We start from the raw sequence: 19659 nt of genomic DNA, 5'->3' as shown, positions 1-19659 counted from the left end.
TCTATAAATCTCTAAAAAAATACGTGCAATCTTGAAAACGATGATGTATAATGAAAACAACTTTTTTTGAAAAAATACGAGAGAATTGCCAAAGTCGGCAGACCTTCAAAAAACCTACGGAATCTATTAGTAGGTTCGTTGAAGGTAAACCGACAATGGGAAAACTGAAACGGGAGATCTAAGCCAATCGAAATTGGTTTAAGGTAAACCGGCTATCGTCATTTTTAGGCAAAAGACAGTCATTTTCTTAAAAAAGGCTGTTTTGCTTAGAATGACATAGCCGGTTTTTTTCTTTCAAAAAGGTCACACCAGAGGAGGAACGAAATTTGCAAGAAATGTTGGTTTTCGGATGGCTGGCAGCATTGATGATTGTGCTCATAAGCGCATTGATTTATCTGCATCCTCGTGTGCCCGACTGGTATGTACATGTTCACGTCGGCCTGCTTCTTTTGCCGATTGCTTCGGCATTCTTCGGGTGGATTTATTCTGGCGCGGAAATAAAAGCCGGACCATGGCGGCTCGACACGATTAGCTGGATGATGGCGGTCTATATTTCAACACTCGGCTTTATCATCCAGCGGTTTTCCATTCGATATTTGCATGGGGATCGAGTCTACCGGCTATATTTTCTATTCTTGACATGGACAACCGGCTCTTCCGCCAGCACTTGGATGACTGATGATCTACGCCTGTTTAGCATTTGCTGGGCGATGCCTCTTTTCGGTCTTGTCTTTTTGACGGCTTTAAAAAAAGAATGGCGGCCGGCAAAAGCTGAAGCGGTGCAAATGGGAACAATGTTTTTTGTTTCTTCCCTTGCGGTATGTGCAGTGTCTGTCTGGCTGTTTCATGCGACTGGGGAGTGGAAGTTATCGGGCGCTTTATCAACGGATAAGTTGTCTCATCTTAAATGGTGGGAGACAGCCGGAATAAGCTTGCTGCTTATTTTGGCGGCCATCATTCCTGCCGGGCAATGGCCTTTCCACCGTTGGCTGCTTGAATCTGCGGTAACGCCGACGCCGGTTTCGGCTGTGATGCACGCCGGTCTTGTCAATGCCGGAGGACTTTTGCTTTGGCATTTCTCACCGTTGTTTACGGACACAGTCACACACGCTCTCCTTCTTCTAATCGCGTTTATTTCCGTCATGATCGGTACCGGCGTCAGTTTCGTTCAAGTAGATTATAAACGGCAACTAGTCGCCTCAACGATGGCACAAATGGGTATGATGCTTATTCAATGTGCATTAGGCGCTTACGAGGCGGCAGTCATTCATCTTATTTTGCACGGCTTATTTAAAGCGACTTTATTTTTACAGTCCGGATCGGCTGTTCCCCGTCCGGGACATTCGGCACGAACATTGGTGCACAAAAAAGGACATAGGTTTGTCGGCACGATGCTTGGCTTGGCACTTGGATTCGGCTTCTGGGCCGTTTCGCCGGAAGAGCCGGCGCGCCTATTGAGCGCTTTGCTCCTTGGTTCGTCCATGACGATTGCATGGAGCAGATTTGCGCTTTTCCGAGAAGGTCGATGGCTTGGGTTGGCACTAGCAGCGATACTGGCATTTATTTCAGAAGAAGTGCGCAGCGGACTAATGGCCATGCTGCATAAAGCAGAGGCTTCTCACTTTGCACCTCCGCTTGTCCTTGAATGGCTTACTTTCATTTTGTTTATTGTTTCCGCATTGGCGTTGGCACAGCTCTTTAAACAACGTTCTTCCGGTATTGCTGCCCGATTTTATATGCGGCTTGTTCATTTTGGCGAGCCCAGTCTGTCTGCGGTTGAACGGCATCCCCTTTATTTGCATGCATATATGAAGGAGGAGATGACCCATGAGTAAAACAGTGATTTCACTTGAACGTCCTGAAGAGCAAAGTAAACGAAATAAGAAAGATGTGTCCCGCTCTATTCTTCAGCTCGTGGAACAGGCATGCGATGCAATTGCTCCCCTTTGGCCGATTTCAACGTTCATTGCACGGTATCCGTGGATGGAACTTGAACATATGCCGTTTACCGAAGTAGCTGAGCATTTGCAACAAACCCAGCATGTTCACCTGTATCCGACAATGGCGGTTGTACGCAAAGCTCTCGCTAGAGGCGAGATCAATCCCTCCTTCGTTGAAAAACAGCTGGAGAACTGGCTTTCCGAGCAGTCTCTACCCTTTCATCGCCACAAAGCGGAACAGTTGTGCCATGCACTTTTGTGGAACGAAACCGTACCACATGAATGGTTAGATTCATCAGAACTGAACGAGCTGGCGGAGGAAATAGCCGAGTGGATCGGTTCCACAAACGCAGCGGTGGTGAAGCCGATTTGTACCCGCATTTACAAGCTAGACGAACGGCTTGATCAACAAATGATCAAATGGTGCAAACTATATTTGGATGATAATCAAGCTGCATGGGCAATGCCCTTCCGGGAACAGGGATTTTATCCTGCTTGGCAAAAACTTATCCAAAACGATCCGGCTCTTTCAAAAAATGAGAGAAAACGCCTAGCTGACTGGCCGGAAGATGCGGAAACAGCACTGTTGTTTTCGCTGTCGCTGCTTGATATAGACGATGAAAAGGCGAAAGACTATTTAGAATCGCATCTTCTTGCATTGCCGGGATGGGCCGGCATGTTAAAGTGGCGTTCTCAGCAAAGTGGAGAAGGCCTCCAACTGTTAGTTGATTATTTGGCCATTCGTCTTTCGTTAGAATGGGCATTTGTCTCCCCTTACTTGCCGCTGGAACAGGAGAAAAAGGCTGACGTTTCAAGTTTACTTCCCCTTTTGGCCGCATGGATCCATTGGGGAGGAATATCTGTGGATGAGTGGAGGCAATTGTCGAAGGATGAAATGACATCCTGTTTATTGTTTGCCGACCGGTTTTGGCGGATCAATCGTTATCACCTTTGGCTCGAGGCGTGGGAAGAGACGTACGAATCCCGGCTGCAAGAAAAAATTGCATCCCGTCCATACATTGGACAAAAAGAGCAGGCCGCCGTCCAGTTTCTTTTCTGCATTGATGTCCGTTCCGAGCCTTTTCGCCGTCATTTAGAGGAATCCGGTCCATTTGAAACGTACGGTTGCGCAGGATTTTTCGGTTTGCCGATCCGAACGCGTGAACTTGACAGCGACCATACCCATCCTTCTTGTCCTGCGATCATTGAGCCGAAGCATGAAATTTACGAATCTGCACAAGATGATGCTGCAAAATACCGTCGCCGGCTCAATGTATTTCAGTTCATCGGGGGCACCTTTAAAAAAATGAAAAAAGATGCATTAGCGAGTTTATTGCTTCCAGAAATGAGCGGCCCATGGCTTGGTTTGCATACAATCGCCAGAAGCATTGCCCCTAGATGGGCGGGCCATTTTCTCCAGCAAGCTGAAAAAACAGCTGAACGGAAGCCGCCGACAAACTTGTCATTGCATCATGAAGTGTCTTGTTCATCATCCGGTTTGCCCATCGGGTTTACAACAGAAGAACAAGTTCAGTACGTAAAACAATTGTTAACAAATATCGGGTTAACATCGTCTTTTGCCCCCCTTGTCGTTGTCTGCGGTCACGAAAGTATGACAACGAATAACCCGTATGCCTCCTCCCTTGATTGCGGGGCGTGCGGCGGAACAGCCGGAGCTTTTAATGCCCGCGTGTTTGCAAGCCTATGTAACTTGCAGGAAGTAAGAGAAGGACTGGTGAAGGAAGGGATCTTCATTCCAGATGAAACCGTATTTGTGGCAGCGGAACATATCACAACGGTCGACGAACTCTACTTACTCGATTTGCCAACCTTATCGAAAAAGGCAGAGCAGTCACTCCGTTTACTAAAAGGAAAGCTAGAAGAAGTGAAACGGAAAGCAAACGCCGAACGGCTGGCGAATCTCCCTTGCACCGGCAAGTCGAAAAATCCGGTGACTGAGGCGAGCCGCCGTTCCGTCGATTGGAGCGAAATCCGTCCTGAATGGGGATTGGCTGGAAACGCAGCCTTTATTATCGGCCGCAGGACGCTTACAAAACATTGCCATTTAGACGGGAAAGTGTTTTTACACAGCTATGACTGGCGAAAAGACCAATCCGGCGAAGCACTTGAAAATATCATCTCCGGTCCTGCTACGGTCGGGCAATGGATCAATTTGCAATATTACGCATCAACCGTTGCACCGCATTATTACGGAAGCGGCAGCAAAACGACGCAGACGGTTACAGGTGGATTCGGGGTGATGCAAGGGAATGGGAGCGACTTGCTTTCCGGTCTTCCGTGGCAGTCGGTTGCTTCTTCCGACGGGGAGCTGTTCCATTCCCCCCTTCGTTTACTCTTGATCATTGAAGCACCGAGTTTTTATATCGAGCGGCTGCTCCGGGACAATCCCTTTTTCCGTCAAAAAGTGAAAAACGGATGGCTCCGTCTTTCTTCCATTGAACCTGAAACAGGGGCTTGGCTGAAATGGAGGTTTGATAGGATTCATGGCGAGTTTTATACCGAGCCAATTTGAAGTGACCCTTGTGAAGTAGCAAGACTAAAAAGCGATTGAAGCGGTATTAAACCGTTGATGGTTGTCAAGTTGACATATTTGTCGTACAGGAACCCTGATCGAAAAAAGTACAGATTGAAACACTTTTCCTTAAATTCTCCGGAGGAGTTTTCCATATTTTTCTAAAATATCTTGGGTTCATTTTGCAGTTATATTGACTTGATGAACCCGTAATCACTATGTAAGAGAAAGCCGTCTACTCTCCATTCTTTTTTGTAAATGTCAAAGCAAAACATGACGTTTTCAAAAAGTTGGTGAAGTGAAAATCAGGCTGTCGGAGTGTTTCCCGACAGCCTTTACCGTTAGTTAGAATCTTTATTTATTCATCGCTTAAGTTGAAGTTGATAACCATGTTAATGACGAATAAAGAACAAATGGCTTGTATGGAAGAGCTTGTTTCTGAAAATCTCTTCTGCAAAAACAAGATTTTCTTTTATATATAAAAGAAAAGTAAAGAATCTCTGCCGCAATGATAGCGGTGGATCTTAAATTGATCTTATTGTTTTTTTATTGTCCTTCAAAAAAGAAAATCTTTAGTAACATCTTCGTTAATTTCATGATTCTCTTTCAGCAATTTCAACCGTTTTGACATGAAACCCGTCCATGTCTAAAATTTTAAACGAATATTGGTCAAAATCAATTTCATCTCCGACTTTCGCATCCATCTTTTGGGTTAAAATCCATCCGCCGATAGTATCAACATCGGACTCTTTAATCTGGAGGCCAAAAATATCATTGACTTCTTCTATCAAAACTTTTCCATCGACAACCGTTTTCGAATCAGTAATTTTCTTAATTTGCGGAGTTTCATCCGCATCGAATTCATCGCGAATTTCCCCGACAATTTCTTCCAAAATATCTTCGACTGTCACTAGACCTGCCGTCCCGCCGTATTCGTCAATTAAAATGGCCATATGAATGCGTTCCATTTGCATCTTAACCAACAGGTCATGGATCGGAATCGTTTCAATGACATGAATGACTGGCCGCACATATTCGCCCACCGTTTTTTCTCCTTGGATTCCTTTGACATAGTCGGTGAGCACCTCCTTCATGTTTACGATTCCGATCATATTATCTTTATCGCCGTTAAATACGGGATAGCGCGTATAATGCTCCTCCATGACAATCTCAATGCAGTCTTTTAATTTCATGTCTTTATCAAAAGCAACAATTTCTGTTCTTGGAACCATGATTTCTTTTGCAATACGGTTGTCAAACTCAAAAATGTTGTTGACATATTTATATTCCGACTGGTTGATTTCCCCGCTTTTATAGCTTTCAGACAAAATAATGCGCAATTCTTCTTCCGAATGGGCAATTTCATGCTCTTGTGCCGGCTTGAGGCCAAACAAACCCGTCAAAAGCCTCGCAGCGCCGTTTAAAATCTTAATAAACGGTTTCATGACTTTGTCGAACAAAATGAGCGGACGGGCAAAAAGTAGCGTGATATGTTCCGCTTTTTGTATGGCGAATGTTTTCGGCGCCAATTCGCCGACAACAACATGCAAAAACGTCACAACGGAAAAGGCGATTACAAAAGATAAAATGGTTGTAACCGAGGCTGGAAGCTGAAAATAAACAAACACAGGGTGCAATAAATGCTCAATCGTAGATTCACCAATCCAGCCCAATCCTAAAGAGGTGATGGTAATTCCAAGCTGACAAGCTGACAAATATTCATCTAAATTGGATATAACCTTCTTGGCTGCAATCGCTTGTTTATTTCCTTCCGAAATAAGCTGATCGATTCTTGAAGTTCGGACTTTGACAATAGCGAATTCCGATGCCACAAAAAAACCTGAGAGGGCGATTAAAAAAGCCACTATAAGCAAATTGAAAATTTCCAAATATCTCCCTTACCGCTTCTAAACAGTAAGGAATACACCTCCTGTAATCTTACTTTTATTTAGTATTTTCTTAAAAGGGAATATGATTAATAATAAGTTGCCAGCAACGCCTTCACCAAATTGGCACTTTGCTTAGACAATTTTTCCATTATGATGGTGCGCTGTTCCCTGTTCATATGATCCATCAATTGCTGCATGTCTTTTATTTCTTTTTCAAGATTTTGCATAAGTTGGGCAATATGGTCGACATGCATTTCCAAGCTTTGATTTGATAGTGTTTTTGATTGCAACATATCAATGATATCTTTAATTTCATAAAGCGGACAGTTCATTTTTTTATACCGCTTCACCAATTCAATCGCTTCAACCGCTTCTTCATCATACAGGCGATAATTGGAATCAGAGCGCCTTGGGTGCAATAAGCCGATCTTCGTATAATAATCGATCGTTCGCTTTGATACGTTCGTTCTCTCGGCTAACTCTCCAATTCTATAATACTTCCCAATACATTCACCCCTGCTTATAGAATTATTTTTAATTTACAAAAAATTAACCGTACAGTCAACGTTTTAGTTTTGGAAAACAAGCAAAAAACTTTTCATTTATGTCTAACTTACTTTCACAGTTTGATTTTTAGTTCAAGGCCTATTTAGGAACTGTTTCAAAAATAAATTTCATTTTGTAAAAAAATTGGTTAGCAAAATGAAAGTCACTTTCTCCTTTTGGCAAAATACAGGAAACAAGTTAATAGTTTGGGCTCATGATTTTCGAACCCTCATTTTGTATTAAGTTGGAAAAAATGCCCGCCTGCCGCTTTGGCAATGTCTTCGGTTCGGTCTGGATGAAACGAGATTAAAAAACATGTGGCAGGTCCGGCCGATTTTGTTATATCAATTTCTGTTGAAGTGATTTGGCAATAATCTAACTTGTTTTCTTCACAAAGCTTTTTCCATTCATATTGAACTCCTTTTGAGCCGATCGGAACGATTTCAAATACATACGGCAATTCCAATAGTTTTTTTATGATTGGCAGAGGCCCGATTTCATGTTTTTTTTCGATTACTTCGCCTCCGCACAGCGGTTTTCCGATGCAGGCAAATTTCGCATGGCTTGGCGTTTTCCGAACCTTGATGTCTGCTCTTCTCACCTTCCCGATGACCATGATCGCAAAAGCGGACTGAACCATCTTGAAATTGCTTTCTGTGCTTCCGGTTATGGGAATCGGTTCGCACTTAAGTTCCGAGAAAAGGGTTTGACAGCCTTTTTGCAAATGAGACCATTCTTCTTCACCGATGAGGTTTTGCATGACGATAGCAAGCGGCTTTGCCCCCACTGTTAAACATTCGGATAAAGCTACTCTTAAACCATAATAAGCGACCGTTTCATAATCAACTTTGACGTAATCGAACAATTTTTGTCCCACACCGCCGGAATTGTCAGCGGCAATCACAAGATCTTCATCATTTGATATCGGAATCATGATAACGTCTCTCATGGCGGTGAACCCCTTTTTGTTTTTCTAAAATAGGAACAAGTTTTATGGTTACGATATGACCAATCATTAAATTGATGGCTGTACCGATGACCAATCCCGGCAGCAACCCGAAATAAAAGCCTTTCCCGATCAGAAAGGAAAAAGGAACGGCAGCTAAAAAACCATTGGCGATAAAAAAGAAAACGGCTGCTGCGTATTTGTTTTTTCTGTAAATCACCCCAAATGCCCAAACGAGCAAAAACATTTCGACTGCAATCATTGCATGAAACGCTCCTAACGGAGAACCAGCGAGATAGCTTGACATGATATGACCAAAGAAAGCCGCAACTGCTCCCGCAACCGGCCCTAATACGACAGCGGCCACAAGGGCTGGAAATGAATCAAGGGCAACACTCGAAATATACGCGGGGATTTTAATAAATGCTCCGACAACGGAAAGTGCAATAAACATTATCAAATACGCATATTGTTTCATTCTGTTCCCTCTTTCTTTTTAATTGCGCAATCTTCCCATTAATATAACGAATGAAAGAAGTTTAACCGTACTTTTATTTTAATCTTTCACTGATTCCATACCAAATGATATCAACGCGTCCTGCTTTCGCAATCAATTGTTGGAGGCAGCTCCCGCATGCATCCCGCCACTTGCGTTCCAATGGGTCAATTGGAACAACGCCTTTTGTAATATCATTGGCAATAATAATGACTGTTCCTCTCTTTTTTACTTCCCACTCATGCCAGTTGAAAATCATCTTTTCCCACTTTTTTTGCCAGTCCGACGATTGATCGATCAGATGAAAAATATATTGTTCAATTCCTTCAATGACCGTTATTTTTTGAAAATGCTCCGTCTCATAAATTTCAGACACTTTGGTTTTCTTTACGTAGCCGCAAAACCATTTGCAAGCGCCGGATTGCAGCCGGTAATGCTCTTTCACCCATTTTCTTTTTCCGTTGAACGCTCCGCCGACAACAACATGCACCGCTTTCCCCTCCTTACATCTGTTCGCTTTCCTGTCAATGAACAATACGCTCCATGATCCAAGCGCCATTGCCAATATGATGATCCTTCGGGTCCATACCGATAAAGGATCTCGCGAATGACGCCGCCATGAGTGATCATTGCAATGTGGGAAATGGTTTCATCAAAAAAATAGGTGACCGTCTTTTCCCAGCCTCTTTTGACCCTTTCTGAAAAGGTTGGATACGATTCTCCGTTTGGCACTTCAAGATGCAGCATATCGCGAAGCCAGCTTTGATAGCGGGCATCTCCTTTCAGTTCGGAATAGGTTTTCTGTTCCCAATCGCCGAAATTCATTTCCCTGAGTTCTTTTAAGGCAACGAATTTTTGTTTTGGGTAAATGATGCCGGCCGTTTCTGCGGCGCGTTGCAAATCGCTTGCTATTATCAGATCAGGAGCTTTTGGATAATGGCTTTTTTCCAAAGCTTTTTTTCCTTCTTCACACAGCGCTTCATCCGTCCAGCCGATATAGCGTTTTTGTCTATTTGCTTCTGTCAACCCATGACGTATAAGAGTAACAACCACGTTACCATCCATAAAACTGTCTCACTCCCTTCAATCACTGCTCCAAAGGAATCTCCTGTTAAGCCGCCGAACGATTGAAGGAAAAACCGGCGGGCGTACAAATAAAGGAAAATAGACGAGAAGGCCATCAAAAGATAAACGGCTGGTAAACCCGGGATCATGGGGACGGCGATGAAAAAACATAACAAATAACCGATCAGAACGGCGAAATCTTTTTTGGCAAGCGTTTTAGCAAACAAGTACCCAAGCCCTTCCCGTTTCGCCATTCCCGGACCATCAATCATTAGAGCGCAAACGATGAGACGGGAAAAAAACGGAATGAACACAGCAAACCAAAAATTGTCGATTGCACCGATGATTTCCGCCATAAACAAAAAGCGAAAAGCTGACAAAAACAGCAGCGCCAACACCCCAAACGTTCCCACTCTGGGATCTTCCATAATCTTCAGCCTTTTTTCCTTGTCGCGATAAGAAAAATAGGCATCCGCTGTATCTGTAAAACCGTCAAGATGAATACCACCCGTTATCGCCACAAAATAGAATAAAAGAAAAAGAGCGCAAGCCCAATTGGACAGCGGTGTCCAAGATTTTGCCATATAGATGATCAAACTCCCTGTCAAACCGATGAAAAACCCGATCATCGGCAAACTTAACACCGCGAATTTGATCCGTTTCTCATCTATTGCAAACTCCTTTTGAACCGGAATGATTGTGAAAAACTGGAGCGCAAGAAAAAAACCCTCCATTATTTGTCTGGCCGTTCTCATTTCATTTCCCCCACGATTGAATGATGTTGAGCAAATCATCCATATGAATATGGTTTTGGACATGTCGGGCAATCTGTTCATACTTTTTTGTTTTTTCCTTTTTCAACCATTTTACTTGCTTTTTTTCAAGTCCTTTCCGTTCTCGAATCCTGTTGAGCCATTCCGTGCGGAATTCGTCATTGAAAAAAATATGGTGGAAATATGTGCCAATAACCCTTCCAGAGTCGATCACCGCACCATCCGTCCCGTCCGAAAGCTTGATAAAAGGCCGCACTGCTTGCGGAACAATCGGTTCGGTTACGCCTAAATGAATTTCATACCCTTCCACGAAAAACTGGGGAAAACCTGATTGCGGATGAATAATTCCTTTGTTCCGCACCGTTTTTTTCTCATGATAAAAGGTTGTGCCCACTGGGAGGATGTTGAATCCTTCTTCATAACGTCCTTTCACCCCTGTATCCGATCCGGCTTTATCATACAAGTATCTTGAAAGCATTTGATAACCGCCGCAAATGCCGATGATCGTTCCGCCCGTTTCGTTGTATGCTTTAATCTTTTGAGCCAAGCCGCTATTTTTCAATTGTTGCAGATCGTGAATCGTGCTTCTCGTTCCCGGAATCAAGAGGGCATCCGGTTCGCCGAATTCATCCGGGCCGTACACAAGTCGAATGGAAACATCTTCTTCAAATAAAAACGGCTCAACGTCCGTATAATTGGATATATAGGGGAGCTTTACCACCGCAATGTCAATTTCTCTCCTGTTTTGGTTGGCAAATCGTTTGGCAAGCGACAAAGAATCTTCGCCTTCGATCATATGTCCTGAAACATAAGGGACCACCCCTAATACTTTGATGCCCGTCCGTTCCTCCAGCCATTGCACACCGGGTTGAAACAAGCTGAGATCTCCTCGGAATTTGTTGATGATAATCCCCTTTACCCGGCTACGTTCTTCTTCGGAAAAAAGTTCAAGCGTCCCGATAATGCTGGCAAACACGCCGCCCCGATCGATATCTGCCACCAGTATCACCGGAACGTCGGCCAGTTCGGCCACTTTCATGTTGACAAGTTCCCTGTCTTTCAAGTTGATTTCAACAGGACTTCCTGCCCCTTCCATCACGAGAAAATCATATTGTTCCGACAGCTTTTCCAGTGAAAGCTGAATCGCTTCCAGCCCTTTTAGATAAAATTTTTCGCGGTAAGCTTGACCGCCTAATGTTTCATAGCTTTTGCCAAGCAAGACGATTTCCGAAGTGCAATCGCTTTTCGGTTTCAATAAAATCGGGTTCATATAGACGGAGGCCGCCGTGCCGGCGGCTTCTGCCTGAATTCCTTGAGCCCTGCCGATCTCCCTTCCATCCAATGTGACATATGAGTTGTTTGACATATTTTGTGATTTAAACGGAGCAACCTTGTAGCCAAGTTTGTGAAAAATAGCACAAAATGCCGTTGCAATGAAACTTTTGCCAACATCAGAAGCCGTTCCCTGAATCATGATCCCTTTCATTGTAGTTCTCCCTTCATAGCAACTGGAATGCCGAATTCCATTCTGACCACCAAATCCGCACGTTCAACGATTTGTTGATGGAGATGGCCGAGAAGGCGAACATATTGGAACACTGCATTTGACCGCGCTGGAAATTCCCAGTTGACCTCATTGGAGACGATGCAAAATAGCTCGCAGCTTTTTTGCAGCTCAGATAGATCACGGATGATTTTTTCCAACACATATTGGCGAAAAGAAGCGGCCTGCCATCGTTCACCATGTTGTTCATGAAAAAAAAGTTCGTTCGTCAACAACGTTGTTAAACAGTCTAGCAGCACAAAATCATTTTTTTGCAGTTTTTTCGATAACTTGCCGACATCATTTGTCTGTTCAATTGCCAGCCATTTTTCTTTGCCTTGGGCTCTTTTTAGCTGGTGTTGCAATATTCGTTTTGTCATTTCTTCGTCTGATGGAAAAGAGGTTGCAATATAAACAAGGCGGTTGGCCTGATTCTTTTTAGCCGTCAAATAATGTTCTGCCCACGAACTTTTCCCGCTTCTCACCCCGCCGGTCACAAAGATTAACACTTGTCCTTCCACTCCTTAAGCGCTGAAAGAAGCCGGTCGTTTTCTTCTTTTCTCTTAACCGCCAAACGAATGTATTTGCCGGACAGCCCGTTGAAATTGTATGTATGTCTAGGTACTATACCTCTTTCCAATAAAAAGCGGATCAAAGGCAGCATATCTTTTTTTGGCTGCTCTCTTAACAAATAAAAATTGACAGAGCTGTCCGCCACCACAAAACCAAGTTCATGGAGATGTTCAAACATTCGCTTCCGTTCTTGAGAGATCATTCTTTTTGTTTTTTTAACATAGTCTTCGTCCTTTAATGCTTCTATTCCCGCCCTCTGTCCAATGGCGTTGACGCTCCAATGCACCTGAAATTTTTTTAGTCTCTGGATGACCGTCTCATCGGCAAACAAAAAGCCGAGTCTTAAACCTGCAATGGCATACATTTTGGTCAAAGAACGCAAAATGATCACATTGGAAAAAGATGATAAACAATTCAGAATTGATACGTTTTCCAAGGCGAAATCATAGAATGCTTCGTCCAGAACCACAAACGCATGCTTCTTTTTGGCATCTTGAATGATTTCCAATAATGCTTCCCGGTTAAATACTTTGCCTGTCGGATTGTTGGGGTGGCAGAGGAAAACCGCTTTTTTCCCGGAAAGAGCCGTTTTTAGCTCCTCAACGTTCAACTCCCAATTCTCTTCCTCTTTTAAAACATAGGATGAAATCCTCTTTGAGAACGGTTCGCATGCTTTTCGGTATTCTGAAAATGCCGGTTCCACGATCAAAACGTCTTCATTTTGCAGCAAGGCGGCTGCAATGATAAAAATAAGTTCTGCGGCACCGTTTCCAATTAATATATTTTCAGGCGAAACATTTTCCTTTCCGGCAATTACCGCTCGCAATTCCCTTATATCAGGGTCTGGATAATCGGAAACAAATGAAAAAAAGCGATGCCAATTTTTGCGGATGCATTCAGGCGGGCCGAAAGGATTGATGTTGACGCTGAAATCGATGATGTTTTCCGGCATCCGGATGTTCAATGATTTATAAAGATAAGATGGATTGGCTCCATGTGATGGCAGCATCGAAGCATACACCTCCGATCATGAAAAATAGCAAGAAAAACCTGTCTGTTTTCTTCATAATATCAATGGCCTCCGGAATATGTTTTGCTTCTAGCGAATAAACCCCGTCTCCCAATTTAGGGCGATTAGAAATTTTCCCTTGATAACGGTTGATTCCCCCTAATGATACACCCAGCAAAGCAGCCATGGCGCTTTCAAGAAATCCGCTGTTGGGGCTGGGGTGTTTGCGCGCATCCCTTTTCAGAATGGAAAAGCATTCCCGCTTTTGAATCCCTTTTGCCGGATGATTGACAAGTACCATGATGAAAGCTGTCAGACGGCTCGGAAGGTAATTCAACAAATCGTCCAGCTTGGCGGAAGCAAACCCGAATTCAGCGAACTTCTCGTTTTGATAGCCTACCATCGAATCCGCAGTATTGACGACCCTGTACAAAACCGCAAAAGGAGCTCCGCCGAACAGCGCCCAAAAAAGCGGTGCGGTAATGCCATCGCTCGTATTTTCCGCTACCGTTTCCACCGTTCCCCGAACGATTTCCGATTCTGGCAAATCTGCCGTATCGCGGCCGACAATCCATGACAGCTTTTCTCTTGCCGAAACGAGATTTTTTTGGCAAAGCGGTTCATAAACTGCCAAAGCTGCTTCCCGCAAACTTTTTTCCGCTATCATAAAAGAAATGATCACCGCTTCCGCAAAAATGCCCGCTGCTGGGTGAAGCCTAGAGAAAAATGACACAATTGAAAAAGCGGCCAGCATAAAAAATAAACCGACCAGCATGATCATCGCCATACCTTTTTCTTTCTTAAAGCGCCCTTTGTTGAGGCGCCGTTCGCAAAACGCAATAGACCAGCCAAACAAGCGGACGGGATGGGGGGCATTTTTCGGATCCCCGATGACTTGATCGATTACAAACGCCAGCATGATCGCAATTACATGTTCTGTCATGTCCTTCCCCTTCTTTTTTTATTTAGCTGAATCGCTTGAATTGTACTCTCATATACCCCCCTGCCGACCAATCTTCCAAGTGTTGTGATCGTGCCAGCGTGCTGATGAAAAATGCCCTTTTGCGTGGCAGCCACCAATATGCTGTCTGTGGAAGTACCTGTTGCAATCGTATTGGAGACAGGATCCAACACTTTTTCATCAGCCAGCGCCTTCGTTTTGGCTTCTGTTGCCGTCATCACACTTTCAATAAATGCTTGATCAGATAACCGTCCGTTTATCAAAATCCATGTATTGATCGTCCCTGAAGCTATGCCATTCCGTTTTATACTATTTGCTGCATCCACTGCATTGGAAAGTCCTGCTGTCACAACAATGACAACGGAGACTCCTTCTGCTTCAAGCTCGCTGACTACCCCATCTTCCAAACAAGCCGCGGTCATCATGGCGACTGTTGCATGTTGATCAAACCCGTTTTTCTGCAGAAAATCGGCCATTTCCGAACGGCTGTCTTGACAATTGTAGCTTTTATCGACATGACGGTTGACAAAAGTGCTGTGCCAGCCAAATCCTCCGCCAATAATGGCAGATGAAAGGGTTTTGAGCGGCGATGCTGCTTTTAAATAGATGAGTTCCTTCGTCTGAACAATGTCCCTTTTTGTCACTTTATATGTTTCTTCCTGTTTCTGTTCGGGTATAAGCAGCATTTGCGGGCGGGCAAGCTCCGGATGTGATTGTTTGACAATCGAAACACCATACACCTGTTCAATCGTTTTTTCGTTCATCACGACAGATGGATTATCAACGGCAACCGCTTTTCCATCTTTTAATAACAGCAGTTTGTCACAATAAAGGCTTGCTAAATTCAAATCATGAAAAATTGAGACAACCGTTAATCCATTTGATTGTGTCCAATTTTTCAACTGATCAAGCATGATTTTTTGATGGGAAATATCAAGATGGTTCGTGGGTTCATCTAATAAAAGCAAAACGGGGTTTTGTGCAAGAGCCTGCGCTAAAAAAACCCTCTGTTTTTCCCCGCCGCTTAATTCATTGATCGCTTTATTTTTTAAGTGGGAAATATTCGTCTGCTCCATGGTCTTTTGGATGATTTGTTCATCTTCTCCCGTCAACCGCTTGAAGAAACCCGTTTGAAAAGGATAACGGCCGAGCGCCACTGTCTCCCAAACGGTATAATCAAACATTTGCGTTGGGATTTGCGGCAATGAAGCGATGTTTTGCGCCAATTTTTTCGGAGAATAAGCAGAAAGAGGTTTGCCGGCAAGCTCGATCGTGCCGCTTTTAACCGGAAGAATCCCGCTGATCATTTTTAATAGTGTCGTCTTTCCACTCCCGTTTGGCCCCAAAATGCCAAATATTTCCCCTTTTTTTACTGAGAAGGAAAGGTTTTCGATAATCTTTCGCTCTTGATAGCCTCCCGAAATGTTCTTGACTTGCAGCATGTTACCCTCTTCTTTCCATTCTTTGTTTCATTAAAATAAAGGCAAAGCTGGGAGCGCCGATTAAAGCCGTGATCACACCGATCGGAAGTTCTGTCGGCGACACGATCGTTCTTGAAACGAGATCCGCCAAAATTAAAAAAGCGGCGCCAAAAATGGCGGACAGAGGGAGAAGATGGCGATAATCACTTCCCCAAAGCAGCCTGTTTACATGCGGGATGACAAGACCGACAAACCCAATCGTTCCGCTGATGGCAACGGCCGCACCGGCTAAACAAGAGGATGATGCTAAAATAAACAGCTTTCTCCTTTTTACATGGACCCCAAGCTGCTTCGCCTTTTCTTCGCCAAAGGACAGAGCGTTTAATTCTGTTCCGTTTACAAAAATCAAAATGGACCCGATTAAAAAAAACGGCAAAAGCATCAATACGTATCCCCAGCCGCGCATCGCAACGCTTCCTAACAACCAGTTGACAATTTGTCGCAATTCTTCGCCTGTCAGGGCAATCATTAATGAAATGAAAGCACTTAAAAAGGAACTTAAAATAATTCCGGTCAGCACAATCGTTTCAATCCTCATCGTTTTTTCAATGAAATTGGCGAACAAAATCACAGCCAAAATCGTTAAAAAACCCGTAAAAATGCTGACAACCGGCAAAGTGAATGAGCCGAAAAAAGGAATTTGAATGCCGAAAAAAAGAACAAGTACAGCACCTAAAGAAGAACCTGATGAAACACCGAGCGTATAAGGATCTGCCAAAGGGTTTTGCAAAAGCCCTTGATAACAAGCCCCCGCCATTGCAAGCGAGGCTCCGACAAGTCCGGCTAAAACGACACGAGGAAGTCGAATATCAAGCACAATGCTTTTCATGCTTTCATCAATGTCCGGCGCCAAACCAGTATGAAACAGTTGATTGAAAATTATTTGGAAAATATCCTTAAACGTGATGTGAAACGTTCCGATAGAAATTCCTAAAAAGACGGAAAAAATAAGAAAACAAGCGGTCGCCGTATAGGCGACCACATGTTTATTTTTTGTAGACATCCGGATAAATTGCTTTCGCAAGTTCTTCTACTCCTTCAACCAATCTTGGGCCTGGGCGGCTCACCAAGTCGGAATGCACATCGTAAACCCGTTTATTTTTCACCGCTGATACATTTTCCCATCCTTTGCGTGCCAACACCTGGTCAACAGCTTTATCGACGTAATAGCCGTATGTCGTCACAATGACGTCTGGGTTCAGTTTTACAACGGCTTCTTCCGTCATTTGCGGCCAGCCTTCTTGATCGCCCGCTGCATTTTTTGCTCCAATGATCGTTAGCATTTCATCCATAAACGTTCCTTTTCCAGTCGTATAGATTTGTGGTGCGGGATTCACTTCGACAAAAACAGACACTTTTTGATCATCCGGAATCGTTTTTCCTTTTTCTTGAATATCCGCCAGTTTCGTTTTCATCTCAGCCACAATATCTTCGGCTTTGTCACTTGTCCCTGTAATTTTGCCGATTGTCTGGATGGAGTCATACACTTTATCAAATGATTGGGCATCTTCGACTACAAAAACATTTATTCCCGCATCTTTCAGCTGCTTCAGCCCTTCCTGCGAGTTATGGGCGCTGGAAGCATGCGCTAAAACAAGATCCGGTTTTAAAGAAATAATTTTTTCAACATTAAATTCCATCCCGCCAACCTTTTCTTTGTTTTGAACATCTTCCGGATAGTTGTCATTATCACTTACACCGACAATTTGTTCACCCAACCCTAAAGCATAGGCAATTTCAGTATTGCTTGGAATTAGCGAAACAATCCGCTCCGGTTTTTCGTTTACCGTCACCTCATTTCCTAAACCGTCCTTGACCTTCACCGGAAATTGTGAAGCCGTCTCTTCCGTCTTTTGATTGCTTTTGTTTTCAGACGGCTCTGATGTATTTTGTTGGCCGCATCCAGCCGCAATTCCAAATAGAAGTAATAAGGCTAAAAATAGTGCAGATAGTTTTTTCATCATTTTCCTCCTCCAATAAAAAAACATCTTCTTTTTTTGATAAGAAGATGTCTGAAAACAAGCATATCGCTTTGTTCTGTTTTCAAACACCTCCCTATCCTCGTAGGGTTTTTAGGCGTGTTCAAACAGGCAGGTCTCCTGGCTCATGGTCATCGCTCCCTGAACCTTCCCGTAGACACAGTGGCATTTTCAGGTTGCTCCCATTCACAGTGGCGGGACCGCGTTGGATTTTCACCAAACTTCCCTTTTAAGCGGACAAAAGTATCCGCACCTGTTTGCTTTTGAATGAAATTGTCGACGAATGTAATTATACATCATTCAAATCCGTTCTGGTAGAAAAAATGTGAAAATGCTATGTCAAGTTTTATATTGGACTTTTTATAAGGTTTTCAATTCAACCGTGTTGATTTGAACCGATTACCGTAAAAATGAATAAAATTTTAATGGATGGGTAATTGATTTTAGGAACGAAGGAGGATCCATAAGTGACAGTCGTTCTTTTAGACCCAGGCCACGGTGGAAGTGATCCTGGTGCAACATTTAGAAGCTATGAAGAAGAAGACTTTACGCTGACTATTGCCTTAATAGCCAGAGACCATTTGCTAGAAAACTTTCAAGTAGATGTCGTGATGACACGAACGAACGATCGCACTGTCAGTTTAGAAGAAAGAACGAGTTTGGCAAACAGACTAAATGTCGATTTTTTCTGCTCCATCCATGTCAATTCAGGGGGCGGAACAGGATTTGAAAGCTATATTTACAACCGCGGTGCATCCAATAAAACGATTCAATACCGTTCCATCATTCATAATCATATTATGAGCGTAATCGGGCCAAAATATAACGTACAGGACCGCGGAAAAAAAAGCGCCAATTTTTTTGTGTTGAGAGAAACGAAAATGCCCGCGGTTCTATTGGAAACATTATTTATCGATAATCCTAACGATATCAAATTGTTAACCTCTTCTGCTTTTATAAGTGATTTTGCCGCCAGTGTGGCGGAAGGGATAGGAAAAGCCCTTAATTTAAAGAGAAAGACAAGCACAACAAAAAAGCCGTCGACAAAACCGTCGGCTCCTGCTTCAAACAACACGCTTTACAAAGTGATTGCCGGTTCCTTCAAAGAGCGTAAAAATGCAGAACAACGCGTAAAGGAACTGAAGGGAAAAAACGTGGACAGTTTTATTTCACCTGCTAATGTTAACGGCACAAGTTTTTACCGTGTTCAAGCAGGGGCTTTTCAACATTTGGAAAATGCGAAGGAGCAACTGGCAAAACTTGTGCAGCTGGGCTATAAAGATGCTTTTATTTTAACTCCCGAAGAGCAGCGAGCAAATCCGCCAAGGCAAAATCAACTAGCCAGCTTGCTGTCTACATCAGAGCCGCAAGCATCCGCTACAGAAGACATTTCTATTTTAGGAGAACCGCTTTTATCAGGAACATTGTTGGATCAGTTCGTAAAAAATACGAATCCAGATGCACCTCAACTGGGTGATTTATATATCCAATTAAGCAAACTATACGGAATACGCGGTGATATCGCTTACGCACAAGCCATTCATGAGACGAACTATTTTCGCTTCACCGGGGTTGTCGACCGCAGCCAAAACAATTTTGCCGGAATTGGAGCGACAGGCCCGAATGTCCGAGGAGCAAGCTTCTCCACATCGAGAGAAGGAGTTCTCGCTCATTTGCAGCACTTGTTTGCTTATGCAACAACAAAGCCTCTTCCAAGTGATGAGCCGCTTGTAGATCCAAGATTTCATTATGTGAAGCGCGGATCAGCTACCACTTGGAAAGAATTAAATGGAAAGTGGGCAGTTCCTGGAGATCGTTACGGAGAAATGATTTTATCGATTTACCGTTCCAACCTTCAATTCGCTGTTCAACAGCTTTCCTCCATGATTGCGGAATTAAACAAACATGTATGATCATTTTTTTAA

Annotated in this window: 17 protein-coding genes and 1 riboswitch; of the genes, 3 read left to right on the top strand and 14 right to left on the bottom strand. The window is 43.5% G+C overall.

Going from position 1 to position 19659, the window contains the following annotated elements; genetic code table 11:
* The first annotated feature begins 335 nt into the window (after window positions 1-335).
* Both NSQ71_RS06835 and NSQ71_RS06830 read left to right on the top strand, forming a co-directional pair.
* Complete coding sequence (locus NSQ71_RS06835) at window positions 336-1835, top strand: NADH dehydrogenase subunit 5 (RefSeq protein WP_339199980.1); 1500 nt, start codon at window positions 336-338, stop codon at window positions 1833-1835.
* The gene (locus NSQ71_RS06830) at window positions 1828-4473 is read left to right on the top strand and encodes a DUF2309 domain-containing protein (protein ID WP_340733471.1); all 2646 of its coding nucleotides are present in this window, start codon (window positions 1828-1830) and stop codon (window positions 4471-4473) included. Before NSQ71_RS06835 ends, NSQ71_RS06830 begins: the two co-directional genes overlap by 8 nt.
* Window positions 4474-5066: 593 nt before the next feature.
* Here NSQ71_RS06830 and NSQ71_RS06825 read toward each other — a convergent pair.
* The 14 genes from NSQ71_RS06825 to NSQ71_RS06760 form a co-directional block, all read right to left on the bottom strand.
* Window positions 5067-6362 carry a hemolysin family protein gene (locus NSQ71_RS06825; RefSeq protein ID WP_311067126.1) on the bottom strand — a complete coding sequence of 432 codons (1296 nt, stop codon included), beginning with the start codon at window positions 6360-6362 and terminating at the stop codon, window positions 5067-5069.
* 86 nt (window positions 6363-6448) lie between these two features.
* Window positions 6449-6850, bottom strand: a complete 402-nt coding sequence (locus tag NSQ71_RS06820) for a MerR family transcriptional regulator (RefSeq protein ID WP_340734413.1) — start codon at window positions 6848-6850, stop codon at window positions 6449-6451.
* Between the two features lie 287 nt (window positions 6851-7137).
* Window positions 7138-7857 carry an AIR synthase related protein gene (locus tag NSQ71_RS06815; RefSeq protein ID WP_063389397.1) on the bottom strand — a complete coding sequence of 240 codons (720 nt, stop codon included), beginning with the start codon at window positions 7855-7857 and terminating at the stop codon, window positions 7138-7140.
* Complete coding sequence (locus NSQ71_RS06810) at window positions 7823-8332, bottom strand: ECF transporter S component (protein ID WP_311067124.1); 510 nt, start codon at window positions 8330-8332, stop codon at window positions 7823-7825. The genes NSQ71_RS06815 and NSQ71_RS06810 overlap by 35 nt, the downstream gene beginning before the upstream one ends.
* 73 nt (window positions 8333-8405) lie before the next feature.
* Window positions 8406-8840, bottom strand: coding sequence for a bifunctional adenosylcobinamide kinase/adenosylcobinamide-phosphate guanylyltransferase (locus NSQ71_RS06805; protein ID WP_311067123.1), 435 nt, complete (start codon window positions 8838-8840; stop codon window positions 8406-8408).
* Window positions 8792-9415: a histidine phosphatase family protein gene (locus tag NSQ71_RS06800; protein WP_339199535.1), complete on the bottom strand. Its 624-nt coding sequence runs from the start codon at window positions 9413-9415 to the stop codon at window positions 8792-8794. Before NSQ71_RS06800 ends, NSQ71_RS06805 begins: the two co-directional genes overlap by 49 nt.
* Window positions 9373-10170: an adenosylcobinamide-GDP ribazoletransferase gene (cobS, locus tag NSQ71_RS06795; RefSeq protein WP_339199533.1), complete on the bottom strand. Its 798-nt coding sequence runs from the start codon at window positions 10168-10170 to the stop codon at window positions 9373-9375. Before cobS ends, NSQ71_RS06800 begins: the two co-directional genes overlap by 43 nt.
* Window position 10171: 1 nt before the next feature.
* Window positions 10172-11674, bottom strand: a complete 1503-nt coding sequence (locus tag NSQ71_RS06790; RefSeq protein WP_340733467.1) for a cobyric acid synthase — start codon at window positions 11672-11674, stop codon at window positions 10172-10174.
* Window positions 11671-12240 carry a bifunctional adenosylcobinamide kinase/adenosylcobinamide-phosphate guanylyltransferase gene (locus tag NSQ71_RS06785; protein WP_339199528.1) on the bottom strand — a complete coding sequence of 190 codons (570 nt, stop codon included), beginning with the start codon at window positions 12238-12240 and terminating at the stop codon, window positions 11671-11673. The genes NSQ71_RS06790 and NSQ71_RS06785 overlap by 4 nt, the downstream gene beginning before the upstream one ends.
* A complete protein-coding gene (cobD, locus tag NSQ71_RS06780; protein ID WP_339199526.1) occupies window positions 12234-13313 on the bottom strand; it encodes a threonine-phosphate decarboxylase CobD in 1080 nt (359 codons plus the stop codon). The genes NSQ71_RS06785 and cobD overlap by 7 nt, the downstream gene beginning before the upstream one ends.
* Complete coding sequence (cbiB, locus tag NSQ71_RS06775) at window positions 13273-14256, bottom strand: adenosylcobinamide-phosphate synthase CbiB (protein ID WP_339199523.1); 984 nt, start codon at window positions 14254-14256, stop codon at window positions 13273-13275. Before cbiB ends, cobD begins: the two co-directional genes overlap by 41 nt.
* Window positions 14253-15716: an adenosylcobinamide amidohydrolase gene (locus NSQ71_RS06770; protein ID WP_063389405.1), complete on the bottom strand. Its 1464-nt coding sequence runs from the start codon at window positions 15714-15716 to the stop codon at window positions 14253-14255. Before NSQ71_RS06770 ends, cbiB begins: the two co-directional genes overlap by 4 nt.
* A 1-nt stretch (window position 15717) precedes the next feature.
* Entirely contained in the window at window positions 15718-16779 is a 1062-nt protein-coding gene (locus NSQ71_RS06765; protein ID WP_063389406.1) for a FecCD family ABC transporter permease, read from the bottom strand.
* Window positions 16742-17716, bottom strand: coding sequence for an ABC transporter substrate-binding protein (locus NSQ71_RS06760; protein WP_063389407.1), 975 nt, complete (start codon window positions 17714-17716; stop codon window positions 16742-16744). Before NSQ71_RS06760 ends, NSQ71_RS06765 begins: the two co-directional genes overlap by 38 nt.
* Window positions 17717-17827: 111 nt before the next feature.
* Window positions 17828-18006, bottom strand: a riboswitch (cobalamin riboswitch).
* Between the two features lie 195 nt (window positions 18007-18201).
* Between NSQ71_RS06760 and NSQ71_RS06755 the strand changes: the two genes are divergently transcribed.
* The gene (locus tag NSQ71_RS06755) at window positions 18202-19647 is read left to right on the top strand and encodes an N-acetylmuramoyl-L-alanine amidase (RefSeq protein ID WP_340733463.1); all 1446 of its coding nucleotides are present in this window, start codon (window positions 18202-18204) and stop codon (window positions 19645-19647) included.
* The last annotated feature ends 12 nt before the right edge of the window (window positions 19648-19659 follow it).

This window comes from Aeribacillus sp. FSL M8-0235 (assembly GCF_038000355.1).
Lineage (GTDB): Bacteria > Bacillota > Bacilli > Bacillales > Aeribacillaceae > Aeribacillus > Aeribacillus composti.
Note: the sequence above shows the minus strand (reverse complement) of the source record. Positions and strands in the feature narration are given on the sequence as shown.